The sequence below is a fragment of the Cyanothece sp. BG0011 genome, from assembly GCF_003013815.1.
Classification (GTDB): domain Bacteria; phylum Cyanobacteriota; class Cyanobacteriia; order Cyanobacteriales; family Microcystaceae; genus Crocosphaera.
Window position 1 is genome coordinate 50,683 of record NZ_PRLH01000092.1, and the last position, 12,846, is coordinate 63,528.

A 12,846-nucleotide genomic window follows, 5' to 3' on the forward strand; every position below is an offset into this window, starting at 1 on the left:
CAAGTTGAGACAAGAAATAGGGAACAAGGGAGCAGTGAGTCATCCCGTTACCCTAAACTGCCGGCAGGAACCTGACAAAGGGCAGATTTTAGACTTTGAGCCAGTTTTTCGACTGCTTGCAGTCCTTGAGTCGGAGAACTGTTGTTTAAACGTTTGACAAATGCGCTGCCGACAATGACCGCATCTGCGCCCCATTCTTGAACTTGACGGGCTTGTTCAGGGGTAGAAATGCCAAATCCCACCCCAATGGGTTTATCCGTAATTTGTCGTATTTGCGGTAGTAAGGTTTGGACTCTGGTTTCCATGGCAGAACGAACTCCTGTCACCCCCGTTACACTGACAAAGTAGATAAAGCCTTGAGACTGAGTGGCGATCGCCTTAATGCGTTCAGGGGAACTGGTGGGGGCAATTAACAAAGTGAGATCAATGCCATGCTCAGCAGCCGTATTGATGACTTCGGAGGATTCTTCTAGGGGTAAATCAGGAATAATCAGACCTTTGACCCCTGCACGGGCAATTTGTGCCATAAATGTCTCAATACCGCGATAAAAAATAGGATTATAATAGGTAAAGAGGATAATAGGAGCTTGTAAGCGAGGGCTGAGAGTTTGCACTAGATCAAGCACTGGTTCTAAGCGAGTGCCTCTTTGCAGGGCGCGGGTAGCAGCCGCTTGAATTACTGGCCCATCAGCTAAGGGGTCGGCATAGGGAACCCCCAGTTCGATAAAATTGGCTCCGTTACGATCTAAGATTTGTAAGGCTTTTGCGGTGGTTTCTAAATCAGGATCTCCTGCTGTAATAAAGGGAATTAAGGCACATTGTTTGTCTTGTCTTAGGGTTTGGAAATGGCGAGAAATAGTAGTCATGTTACTTAAAATACAGAAAGTTAACTGATGGCTGATGCCAGGGGTTGATAAAGGTTGATAACTGCTTTTTCCCAGTCAGATTGTTTAATGAGAGATTCTCCGACTAATACGCCGTTAGCCCCTGCTTTGGCGACTCTTTCTAAATCAGTATGAGTATGAATGCCTGATTCACTGATAACAGTAATGTCCAACTTTTCTAACTGTTCACGTCTTTGGTTGATTAACTGTTCAGTGGTTTCGAGATCAACGGTAAAATTTTCTAAATTGCGATTATTAATGCCGAGTAAATGCACCCCAGATAAACCGAGGACTCGGTCAAGTTCTTTGAGGGTATGCACTTCAACTAAGGCATCCATGTCTAAAGAATGGGTTAAGTTGAGCAACATCTGTAGGTCTTGATCCGACAAAATAGCAGCGATGAGTAAGACCGCATTGGCCCCTCTCGCACAGGCTAAATAAATTTGATAAGGATCGATAACAAATTCCTTACAGAGTAGTGGCAGAGAGCTAACGGCGCAAATTTGCAGTAAATAATCGAAACTTCCGCCAAAAAATTGATTATCCGTTAAAACTGATAGACAAGTCGCCCCTCCCCGTTGATAAGCCAAAGCAATTTCAACAGGATTAAAATTAGGGCAAATAATGCCACGACTCGGAGATGCTTTTTTGACCTCTGCAATAAGACTCGGTTGATTGACATTTTTTTCAATTGCCCGACGAAAACTCCCTTGTTTAAAAAGGGGTTTAATCTGTTTTTGCAGGTCACTTAAAGGGACTTGCAGTCGCATTTGAGCCACTTCTTGTTCTTTGTACCAGACGATCGCTTCTAAAATATGACGGGGTTGAGCGTCAGGGGGAGCGATCGCATAATTAGGGGTTTCTAAACGACGACGAATTTGCATGATGATGAAAAATAAATAAAAAGGGACAAAAACCAAGAAATTACTACTTTCTAACTTCCGTTTTTTCACTTTTTGGGTGTAATACTTCAGGTTTAGCCGATTTGGTGTAAGTTTCGATTACATTTTTGATAATTCCCAGTCCAACGCCTCCCCCTAGGGTCATAATAGATTCGGGGTGAAACTGAACTGCTGCGATCGGTAGGGTTTGATGCTCAATAGCCATGATGACTTGATCCTCTGAAAAAGCAGTGACCTTAAATTCATCAGGCAACTTCTCAGGAAGGGCATATAAAGAGTGATAGCGACCCACTGTAAAGGAAGTCGGCAGATTTTTAAACAAGGCTGAAGAACTCGCAGTCACTGAAACTAAAGAGGTTTTACCATGTTGAGGATAGGATAAAGTGCCTAACTCTCCTTTGAAGGCTTCAACAATTCCTTGTAATCCTAAACAAACCCCAAAAATAGGTAATTTTCTTTCAATACAAGCATCAACCATTGTAGGAACCTCAAATTCTCCCGGACTTCCGGGGCCAGGAGACAACACCACGAGATCCGGTGACATTTTATCTAACATCGCCAGAGCAAAATCATGGCGTACGGTGGTTACGATAGTTCCTGCCTGACGCAGATAGTTGGCTAACGTATGAACAAAAGAATCTTCATAGTCAATTAACAAAACCCGTTTGGCTGAAGAAGTGAGTTTGAGGTTAATGGACAGACCCTCGCCGTTTTCACAGTCTTCTAAAGGTTGAGGAGTTGCGCCTAAAGTTTGAAACAGGGCTGCCGCTTTAGTTAAAGTTTCTTGTTCTTCAGCTTCAGGAATAGAGTCATAGAGAAGGGTTGCCCCGACTCTTACCTCGGCAATTGAATCTTTTTGGCGTATGGTGCGTAAAATTAACCCAGTGTTAAGATTCCCATTAAACGCTAAATAACCCACTGCTCCCCCGTACCAACGGCGCGGACTGCGTTCATTTTGCTCAATAAACTGTATAGCCGAAGGTTTGGGTGCGCCGGTGACTGTAACTGCCCAAGTATGGCTTAAAAAGGCATCTAAAGCGTCAAATTCGGGTCTAAGAATACCTTCAACATGATCCACCGTATGAATTAAATGACTGTACAATTCAACTTGACGACGGCCAATCACTTGCACCGAACCCGGTTCACAAATACGGGATTTATCATTGCGGTCAACATCGGTACACATGGTTAACTCAGCTTCATCTTTATGAGAATTGAGTAACTCGCGAATTCGCAGCGCGTCATCAATGGCATCTTCTCCCCGACTAATAGTGCCACTAATAGGACAAGTTTCGACAGTTTGACCTTCTACGCGCACAAACATTTCAGGAGAAGCACCGACAAGATATTCACCCCCTAAATTAAAAATAAAGCCGTAGGGACTCGGATTGATTTGTTGTAGGGTTTGAAATAATTGGCTTGGGGCAGTTTCACAGGTTTGGAAAAAGCTTTGAGAAGGAACTACTTCAAATAAGTCACCACGGACAAAATAATCTCGGGCCTTTTCTACTTGCTGAGCATATTCTCCTGGTTGGTGATCCGAAATTTGGGATAAAGGTAGCCGTTTGCCCCGATAATCAACCATTTCACCAATTCGAGGCAAGCCTTGAGTATCCCCAAAATAGGTACTAAATTCATATTGACAACAGTAAGCCCGTTGTAGATAATAATCCACAATGACTAATTCATCGGGTAAATATAGCACTAAATCCCGTTGATCGGCTGCACGAGATTGATGTTTTTTAATTGGCTCAAACTGAAAGACTAAATCGTAAGCAAATGCCCCATAAAGACCTAAATGTTTATCGTCTTGACTGTGAAATATTTGGCTAATTTCTCTAATAATGGTAAAAACCGAGGGTTGCTTACTTCTGTGTTCTTCAGAGAAAAATTCTTGGCTTTTTTGAACCGAACCCGTAATTGCATCTTTATCAATAATGACTTTCTCAAGCTGAGAATGGGTGCAAAGATGTCGAGCCATATAAGGCAAAAGCCTAATTCCTCGTTCATTATGAGCTTTTATGGTAAAGGTGCGATCCTGAGTGGATAATTCAAGGGGAGGATTAACGAATCCAATCGCCCATCGTTTGTAGCGTCCTGGATATTCATAACTACTACTGAGTAAGCCTCCCCGTTGAGAGTCTAGGCAAGATAGTATATTTTTGAGAGCAGTATCTTTATCCATTTCAATGATTGAACGAGATACTTGAATACCGCCTTGGGTTACATAACAATAGCTGTCTGTCATCATGAAATACTTTTAAAGATTACTTGTAATAGAGTTAATAGAGATAAAAACGGGTTTATCTACTCGATGTAATTAAACTTATCTCTGCTGTTTCGTTAGTACAGTTAACTTGTAGTTTAATCAGCATTATTTTTTTAGACAATGAACAAACTTTAGATAAAAGTATCTATTTTTTATTAGAACATTAACTATAACTTTAGATAGAGATTGTCTTAATCTTGAGTAAGATAGAAAAAAATATTGTTAAAAATTTATACAGCCAAAGTCTTGTTATAACTGATTCTCAGCTATTCTTGCCATTCATTTTAGTTCGGCTAATTTCTGCCAATCTATAAATTTTGAATAAGTGTCAAAAGATAGTTCATTGTTTTTTGCTGTCTAAGTTAATTAATCTTTGACATAGTAAACAAGCACTTGACTTAAATCATTTTTTGATTTTCTGATCCCTATCCATGCCCAACCATTAGAGATGTAAATCTTTACCAAAATTAGCCTTGATTTTAAATTTTGAGGATTAATGAGTTGTGCAAACACATAAGTTTGGAAGATCAAAGATTGTTCATCAAATAGAGATGTTTATGGTTGAAATGATGAATTTTAATATCGATCAAATCTATGGTCGTGCATGGTGCTTTCACTAATGTTTTGGAGGTTTTATGTCTGAAAGTGTAGAGAGTCAAAACCCATTTTCAGAGGTTGGCAACTCCCTCATTGATGACCTCACTAGGGTCAGTAACCTTCCTCCCTTTGCTGGAGGAGGCATTCCTTCCTTTATGGGAGATGACGGTAGTGTAATTTCAAACCCAAATTTTACCCCCGAAGGTAATAACAATGACACCAACGGTAACGGTAACTGGTACTTTAGTGACAGTAATCAAACCAACGGTAACGGTAATTGGTATTTTGGCAGTGGTAATACGACCACGGGTAATGGCAACTGGTATATAGGCAGTAATAACAATCTTACAGGTAATGGAAACCGTCCCAGTGGAAGCGGTAACAGTATTACAGGTAATGGAAATCGTCCCAATGGCGATAACAATACGATTACCGGTAATCGCGTTCTGACGACAGAAGACGGACAAATAATTTTTGGTAACGGCGATCGCTATTTTCTCACGGATGCGAATGGCAATGTCTCTTTAATCAGTGACGAATCTGCCAGTGATCCTAACTATGAAAACGATCCTAACTATGAATTTGATTTAGAAAATGACAACACAGCAGCGGATAGTTCAGTTTCTATGAATATGACTTCTTTTTCTATGATGAACGGTAATCCTTTCGGTGGTAATCCTTTCGGTGGCGGTACTGGAGGCGGGAACCCTTTTGGTGGCGGTACTGGAGGCTTCGGCGGTGGTTCCGGCGGTGACGATAATGGTGAGGGTTCAGATAACTCTGAGATGCTAGAACAACTTCGCCGTAGTCCTTTTGGACGTTTATTTGAGATTCCTGGATTTGAAATCGACGATCCAAGCGATATCTTTGGTAACGCAGGCGGTACTGGAGGGGGTAATCCTTTCGGTGGTGGTACTGGAGGAGGTAATCCTTTCAGTGGTGGTACTGGAGGAGGTAATCCTTTCGGTGGCGGTACTGGAGGCGGTAACCCTTTCGGTGGTGTAGCTTCTTCTAGCAGTACCGTTACTTCCTCGGAGGAAAGCGAAGATTCAAGCGATAATCCTTTTGCAGGGGGTGAAAATCCCTTTGGAGATGATAATCCTTTTTCAGGTATCGGTAATCCTTTTGCAGGAGAAGAACTAGCCTTTGAAATTGATGGAGATGGCTACTTACTGAAAAATTCAGACAATCAATGGTATCTCAGCGACGATGACATGATCGATGAGAATGACCAATTATTGTTTAATGGCAATAACGTCTTCGGTGGTGGTAATCCTTTCGGAGAAGGTGAAAGTCCTTTTGGAGAGGGTGAAAATCCTTTCGGAGGGGGTGAAAATCCTTTTGGTAATCCCTTTGAAGGCGAAGAAGTTGCCATTTCCATCCCAGGAGACGGTTATTTGCTCAAAGATGCAGAAAACCAATGGTATCTTAGTGAAGATGACATGGTTGATGAAGCAGACGAACTTTTATACGGTGGCAGCAATCCCTTTACAGGGGGTGGCGATGGTGAAAATCCCTTTCCTGGCGGTAATTTTGGTAATCCTTTCGCCGGGGAAGAAGGAGAAGAATTAGCAATTTCTATACCAGGAGACGGCTATTTACTCAAAAATGCAGAAAATCAATGGTATCTCAGCGAAGACGACATGGTAACTGAGGATGACCAATTACTTTTTGAGGGTGCCAATGTCTTTTCTGGTGGTAGTGGTTCTTTCGGAGACGGTGACAACCCCTTTGGGAGTGGCGAAAATCCTTTTGGTGGTGGCGAAAATCCCTTTGCAGGAGGCGAAAATCCTTTTGCGGGGGGTGAAAGTCCGTTTGGTTAATGGGCTAAACACACTTTAGTAACTATCTGAGGCGATTAAACATGAACGAAGAAATGATGAACGGTGAATACACCTTTGATTTTGTCTTCAATTTCGATGAAGCAGATTATCCCACTGAAGATGATTATACCTATGATTTTGAAGATTCAATCACTGGGGAATATCCTACCGAGGATGATTACACCTATGATTTCGATGACCTCTTAAATGGAGGCAATGGAGATTATCCTACTGAAGATGACTTCACCTATGATTTCGAGGGATTAGTTATGGGTAATTATCCGACAGAGGATGATTATACTTATGATTTCGATTTTTCTGGTGGAATGGGTGACTCTCCTGACAATGGAGGAAGTCCTTTTCCTGGAAATGGTGGGTCCTCTAATGGAGGCAGCATGATGGGCGGCAGCCTTCCTTTTGCTGTTGATGCTAGCGTCATGTAACGCCCTAATCAAACAATCGGAGTGAGTGACTTGTCTTCATTTTGCCTACTAATTGCTTAATAAAACGAATTTTTGCAACCAGCTAAGCAAACCGCCATTTTTCTCAATCCTACGCTCTAGTCGTTAAGCTCCAGCTTTCTCTCACCCTAAGTAACTGACAAGTCTATAAGAAAATGACACAAAACTACTCTCAACCAACTTCTCCTAAAGCAGTCTCTGCTAAAACTAACAGCAACAGGAATCATCACAGCGAGCAACTTATCGCAAAACGGATTGTATTTCAGCCTTCCTCTAAGGATGGCCAAAAAAAGGATGATGTTGTTTCACTAACGGTTGCTCAGGCCATTGTCAAAGTCCTAGAAGATATCGGTGTACGCCAAGCTTTTGGGGTTTCTGGTGGCGCAATGGCAACCTTGTGGGCTGCGCTTTCTAATAGTCCGTTAATTGATGTCATTCACTGTCGCCATGAAGGAGGAGCCGCCTTTGCTGCAACAGAAGCTTACTTTAGTAGTGGGCGTCCGGTGGTAGTTTTCACCACTGCTGGCCCTGGCATTACTAATGCCCTCACCGGACTGTTAGCAGCACGGGATGAAGGGGCTAAAGTGATTCATCTTTCTGCTTGTACCTCGGCCCCTCAACGGGGACGTTGGGCAATCCAAGAGACGAGTAGTTACACCTTACCTACGGGGGGAATTTTTACCTCTGGTGCGCTGTTTCACTACGGGACAGTTGTGGAGTCTCCTAAAGAACTCCCTCAAATTGCTCGGAGACTAGGGTTAGGGTTAGCTCAACCTGGTGGTTTTGTCGCTCATATTAGCATTCCGACACGAATGCAATCAACACCGATTGAAACCCCTTTACCCCTGGTTAATAGTGCTGTTGCTTTGCCTGTTCCTAGCCAACATACCGTCACGAAAGTTGCCGAACACCTCTGTGAAGGGCCTTTCGCCATCTGGGTTGGCTTTGGGGCGCGTCATGCGGCGGATTCCATTCGTCAACTGGCTCAGAGAACAGGGGCAGCGGTGATGTGTTCCCCTCGGGGTAAAGGGATTTTTCCAGAAACTCATCCCCAGTTTATCGGGGTCACAGGATTAGGGGGTCATGACTCGGTGGCTACCTATATGCAGCAGCATCGTCCTTTACGAACCTTGGTTTTAGGGACTCGTTTGGGTGAGCCAACTTCTTTTTGGAATGAAAAGATGATCCCTCCTCAAGGGTTTATTCATGTTGACGTTGACCCGAAAGTGCCTGGGGTGGCTTATCCTTTTGCCCCAACCCTTCCTATTGTTGCTGATGCTGATATTTTTGTGAAAGCATTGTTGGAGGTACTTCCCGAAACTTCAGGGCAAACTATTAATTATCCTAATCCTGAATCTATCGAAGTTGAAGGAGAGTCCGACAATGGCGTTCGTCCTGAAATTTTGATGGAAATGGTTCAAAAGGTGGTGATTGATGGCAGTGATGCTGTGGTTTTGGCTGAGTCGGGTAACTCTTTTACCTGGTCTACCCATTTATTGCGCTTTAATGAGGCTAAGCGTTACCGTGTGAGTACCGGAGTGGGTTCGATGGGACACAATGTTACGGGTGTTATTGGTGCAGCCATGGGACGAAAAGGCAAGGCGGTTACTATTGTCGGTGATGGAGCGATGTTGATGAATAGTGAAGTCAGTACGGCGGTTAAATACCAAATTCCGGCGGTTTGGATTGTGCTAAATGATGCCCGTTATAATATGTGCTATCAAGGTATGTCAATGCTCGGTTTGACCGGGGCTGATGCCATGTTTCCTCAAACGAATTTTAGGGCGATCGCTAATGGCATGGGTGCAAAGGGTATTACTGTCGAAACAGAGTCTCAACTTGAAGAGGCACTTAAAGGTGCAATGGCCTTGGATGAACCGGTTGTCATTGATGTCTATATTGATGCGACGCGACTGGCTCCTTCTAAAGGACGAAATAAGGGGTTAGGAGCGCAAGGGGTCAAATTTCGCCGTCAAGAGCCGAAAAAAGGATCTCAAGTTTCTTTTCCTTTAGTTTAGTTCGAGACTGGAGGACTGGGAGAAAAAAAGCCATTAATTGACTTTTTCCATGGGTGCTTGTTTTATCACCCTGTCACCCCAAAATATATTTTTTAACATTGAGGAAAGCAAGAGTGAAGCTTTTTGAAACAGTCACGCAAATGGGTCATGAGCAAGTGCTTTTTTGCCATGACAAAGATCACAATCTTAGGGCAATTATTGCCATTCATAATACAAATTTAGGGGCAGCCATGGGAGCAACCCGTTTGTTCCCTTATCAGAGCGATACAGATGCTTTAAATGATGCTTTGCGCTTAAGTCGAGGCATGACTTATAAGGCGGCTTGTGCCAATCTTCCTGTGGGAGGAGGGAAAGCGGTTATTATTGCCCATCCTCAAGATAAAACTAAGGATTTATTACGAGCTTATGGACGATTTGTTGATCGTTTAAATGGTCGTTTTATTACGGGTCAAGATGTTAATTTATCCCCTGATGATGTCCGAGAAATTAATAAAGAAACGTCCTATGTTGTAGGAACCCAAGAAAGATCAGGGGGACCGGCTCCAATTACGGCTAGAGGGGTTTTATTAGGGATTAAAGCGGCGGTTTCTCACCGGTGGCAACAGGAAAATTTACAGGGTTTAAGGGTTGCTGTACAAGGGTTAGGCAATGTGGGCAAAAATCTTTGTCAACATTTACATGATCACGGTGCAAAACTTTTTGTCTGCGATCTTGATCCGAAGAAAACGGCTGAAATGAAACGTCTTTATGGGGCAACAATTGTCGAACTAGAAAAGATTTATGGTTTGGATGTGGATATTTTTTCTCCTTGTGCTATGGGGGGAATTTTAAATGAGTTTACTATTCCTCAGTTACAAGCTTCTATTGTAGCTGGAGCAGCGAATAATCAGCTTAAAAATGAAGGGTTAGATAGTTGTTTATTACAGGAAAAAGAGATTCTTTATTGTCCCGATTATGTGATTAATGGAGGAGGTTTGATTAATGTTTATAATGAGATGATTGGTTACGATGAGATCAAAGTTTTTCAACAATTGAATAATATTTATAACAGTTTGTTGGAAATTTTCAATATTGCTAAAACTGAAAAAATCACTTCTTTTGAAGCGGCTCAGAAATTAGCAGAAAAAAGAATCATGAATGTCAAAGTTAAACAAGTAGCGTAAAAAAAATGGAAGAAAATACTTTTGCAACTTCAGCTTACATTGCAAATTCACCCGAAATCGTTTTTAATTATCTCTGTAGCCTGGAAAATCTCAATGATTGGACGCTTTACAGTCGCATGATTGAAAAAATTGATGATCAGACTTGGTTAGGTACAGCTTCAGGCTATCAAAATAATCTTTATTATCACGTTCGACCCATTGAAAATGCTTCTTTTCGGGGCATAGAATGGCATTGTGGGTTTGAATATCAAAAATATTTTCAAGTTTATCCTGTGTTACTATTTCCCCCTGAGTATATTGAACCAGGTACGGAGGAAAAAGGGGTTTACTTCCATTGGTTGAGTTTTATTGACCCAAAACGACGGACACCGATGATTATGCAAGGTATTGAAACGGTGCATACATCTGAATGTCGCTCTCTTAAAGCTATTTTAGAACGTCAAGCAGGACAAACTCAAGCTATCTCAGGACGTTATCGTATTGAAACTGATACGATATATGTTAATGCACCGGTAGAATTAGGTTTTGAGTATCTCAAAGATTTACGTAATATGGACGACTGGGCGCATTTATTACGGGCTAAGGGTAAGATAAATCCTACTCAGGGGACATTTTTGGATGAATATGACCAAATTGTCGAAGTTGAGTTCATTAGTCACGATTTAAACAATTATTATTTAATTGAACAAAATTTCTTTTATCCTCAACAGAACTTTATGCAACGTTGTCCGACGCTCTTAGTTCCTTGTTTCTATGCGTTTGGTGATGATGATGCACAAGGGTTTATTCAACACCGTATTACTTTCTGGCCGATAGGTCAATCTTTCTCTCATGGAAAGTTGCAAATTCAGGATTATGGTGCAGAAAGCATGAATATTAAGCGATTGTTGGAAGCAAAAGCAGGAAATACGGACAGTTTTGCTAAAGGAATGAGCTATCAGCTTGAATCTCCCTCTCCTTCTTTGGCTTCTGTTTAGTGACTCCCTTCCTTTACCCCCCTCTTAAAGGGGGAATAACTCTCTAACTTATCAATATGTACAACTCATATCTTGCACCTTCGATAACACCCCCCACACCCCCCTTTATAAGGGGGGCAGGGGGGGTAGGCAAGAGGCAAGAGCGGTGAGACCCCGCGCCTTCGCATCTGCGCAAGGAAACGCTCACCAAGACAGGCAAGAGTGTTTTATTTTGACGCTAACTTATTACAAATTGATTGCCTTCTCGGTAATTATTAAGTTTACTTGTTCTGGTGCAAGATGTCAGTTGTATTGATTGTTAATTAATGTTAGTTAAAACAGCAAAAAATTTAATTTTTAATTGTGAAATGAAAAAAAGGATCAAAAGGTTATTTATTGTTTGTTTGACTTCTAGTTCAATAATATTAGCACCCGCTTCTCAAGTAACGGCACTTAATTTTACTTATTCTCAAACGTTTGATAGAAATGAGCAAGGACAACTTGAAATTAAATCAAATTTAGAGATTAATAATGCTAGAAATATTTATATTTTAGATGGGATTAACAACAGCGTTGAAATCTTTTCTCAAGTTGATGAGTTAAAGGCTTTTCAATCTAATTTTTTATCAACTAATGATAAAATATTTAGTGATTCTGAAAATAATGTCTATCTCATTGACGGAATTAATAACAGTTTAATTGTTAATCCAATAGCCAATAATAATCAAGGGGTTAATGGTGGGGGAAATATCTACTATATTAATGGTTTTAATAATTATTTAGGGGAGATTAGTTTTAGTGAAAGTTCAGGGGGGGTTATTGAGACATTTAACTGGTCTAAAAACTTAGTATCTGGACAATCTTCTCAGCCTTATTGGTCTAGCGAAATGGCAACAGAAGGAGCTAATAATATCTATGGAGTTGATGGGATTCATAATCGATTACAAGGAATTTCTTTTTCTTCTAATGAAACAGGAAACTTTTATGTTGTCGATGGATTAAATAATTCTTTTAATGTTTTTAATTCTTATCAAGGATTGAATAGAGATGGACAATTAAATTGGAATAAAAATTTAGTCTCAGATGGCGAAGGTAATCTATCTTGGTTGAATGAAGTAACGTCTAATGCTACAAAATCTCTGTTTCAACTTGATGGTATTAATCAAACTGTTCAGCGTTCTCTACTTAACCAAAATTATGATTATCTCTATTCTTTAGATGGCATTAATAATCAACTACAAATTTTACCGCCTGAGCCTTCTCTTTTTTCTTTATTTAATATTTTAAATCAAAATAATGATAATCAATGGCAATGGTTTACTGATGAAGAAGTTCCTGCTTGGGATGCAGGGAATGAATCAGAATTTGAAGTTGAGCCTTCTTTGATCTCTTTTTTCTCAAATTTTGCTAGTAATAATCAATCTATTTCTTTTCCTGAAAATTTAAGTTTAGAAGAATTAGAAACGATTTTCGGTAGTGCTTTCGGGGAAGAAAATTCTTTTAATTTACAATTTTTTGAGTTACTTACATTACTGTCTAATAATGAACAATTGAGTTTGACAGATTTTTTGAATAATGATTCGTTATCATCCTTTAATTTTAATGATATTTTTATCACTGAAGAAACTCAGAATTCTCCACCACAAACATTGGTGTCTGTGCCTGAACCATCCTTTAATTTTGGCTTAGGATTTTTCGGATTACTCAAACTAATTTATCTTTTTAAAAAATACCATGAACCCAATCAAAAAACATAAAATACTTGGCTTTTAA

The 12,846-nt window shown here is 40.6% G+C and carries 9 protein-coding genes; 6 read left to right on the forward strand and 3 right to left on the reverse strand.

The features are described 5' to 3' along the window. Nucleotides 1–47: 47 nt before the first annotated feature. Genes trpA through C4E06_RS10975 form a run of 3 tightly spaced genes read right to left on the reverse strand, consistent with a single transcriptional unit; the run spans nucleotide 48 to nucleotide 4,037 of the window. Nucleotides 48–866, reverse strand: a complete 819-nt coding sequence (gene trpA, locus C4E06_RS10965; RefSeq protein ID WP_107668087.1) for a tryptophan synthase subunit alpha — start codon at nucleotides 864–866, stop codon at nucleotides 48–50. 20 nt (nucleotides 867–886) lie between these two features. Further along, nucleotides 887–1,768, reverse strand: coding sequence for an indole-3-glycerol phosphate synthase TrpC (gene trpC, locus C4E06_RS10970; protein ID WP_107668145.1), 882 nt, complete (start codon nucleotides 1,766–1,768; stop codon nucleotides 887–889). A gap of 43 nt (nucleotides 1,769–1,811) precedes the next feature. Beyond that, nucleotides 1,812–4,037, reverse strand: a complete 2,226-nt coding sequence (locus C4E06_RS10975; protein ID WP_107668088.1) for an anthranilate synthase — start codon at nucleotides 4,035–4,037, stop codon at nucleotides 1,812–1,814. A gap of 653 nt (nucleotides 4,038–4,690) precedes the next feature. On the opposite strand from C4E06_RS10975, the gene C4E06_RS10980 reads away from it, so the two are divergent. The 6 genes from C4E06_RS10980 to C4E06_RS11005 all read left to right on the forward strand — a co-directional run bounded on the left by C4E06_RS10980 (nucleotide 4,691) and on the right by C4E06_RS11005 (nucleotide 12,830). Continuing rightward, nucleotides 4,691–6,475 (forward strand): hypothetical protein, encoded by a 1,785-nt coding sequence (locus C4E06_RS10980; RefSeq protein ID WP_107668089.1) that lies wholly within the window; start codon nucleotides 4,691–4,693, stop codon nucleotides 6,473–6,475. 53 nt (nucleotides 6,476–6,528) lie between these two features. Continuing rightward, entirely contained in the window at nucleotides 6,529–6,918 is a 390-nt protein-coding gene (locus C4E06_RS10985) for a hypothetical protein (RefSeq protein WP_157951145.1), read from the forward strand. A 173-nt stretch (nucleotides 6,919–7,091) separates the two neighbouring features. Beyond that, nucleotides 7,092–8,954 (forward strand): thiamine pyrophosphate-binding protein, encoded by a 1,863-nt coding sequence (locus C4E06_RS10990; protein ID WP_107668091.1) that lies wholly within the window; start codon nucleotides 7,092–7,094, stop codon nucleotides 8,952–8,954. Nucleotides 8,955–9,067: 113 nt separating this feature from the next. Then, the gene (gene scyB / locus C4E06_RS10995; protein WP_107668092.1) at nucleotides 9,068–10,117 is read left to right on the forward strand and encodes a tryptophan dehydrogenase ScyB; all 1,050 of its coding nucleotides are present in this window, start codon (nucleotides 9,068–9,070) and stop codon (nucleotides 10,115–10,117) included. 5 nt (nucleotides 10,118–10,122) lie between these two features. Next, nucleotides 10,123–11,094 carry a scytonemin biosynthesis cyclase/decarboxylase ScyC gene (scyC, locus tag C4E06_RS11000; RefSeq protein WP_107668093.1) on the forward strand — a complete coding sequence of 324 codons (972 nt, stop codon included), beginning with the start codon at nucleotides 10,123–10,125 and terminating at the stop codon, nucleotides 11,092–11,094. 383 nt (nucleotides 11,095–11,477) lie between these two features. Beyond that, complete coding sequence (locus C4E06_RS11005) at nucleotides 11,478–12,830, forward strand: hypothetical protein (RefSeq protein WP_157951146.1); 1,353 nt, start codon at nucleotides 11,478–11,480, stop codon at nucleotides 12,828–12,830. Nucleotides 12,831–12,846: the final 16 nt, after the last annotated feature.

Excerpts from the sequence above, each read along its gene's own strand:
- trpA (WP_107668087.1), bottom strand. The coding sequence starts at position 866 with ATGACTACTATTTCTCGCCATTTCCAAACCCTAAGACAAGACAAACAA.
- trpC (WP_107668145.1), bottom strand. The coding sequence starts at position 1,768 with ATGCAAATTCGTCGTCGTTTAGAAACCCCTAATTATGCGATCGCTCCC.
- C4E06_RS10975 (WP_107668088.1), bottom strand. The coding sequence starts at position 4,037 with ATGATGACAGACAGCTATTGTTATGTAACCCAAGGCGGTATTCAAGTA.
- C4E06_RS10980 (WP_107668089.1), top strand. The coding sequence starts at position 4,691 with ATGTCTGAAAGTGTAGAGAGTCAAAACCCATTTTCAGAGGTTGGCAAC.
- C4E06_RS10985 (WP_157951145.1), top strand. The coding sequence starts at position 6,529 with ATGATGAACGGTGAATACACCTTTGATTTTGTCTTCAATTTCGATGAA.
- C4E06_RS10990 (WP_107668091.1), top strand. The coding sequence starts at position 7,092 with ATGACACAAAACTACTCTCAACCAACTTCTCCTAAAGCAGTCTCTGCT.
- scyC (WP_107668093.1), top strand. The coding sequence starts at position 10,123 with ATGGAAGAAAATACTTTTGCAACTTCAGCTTACATTGCAAATTCACCC.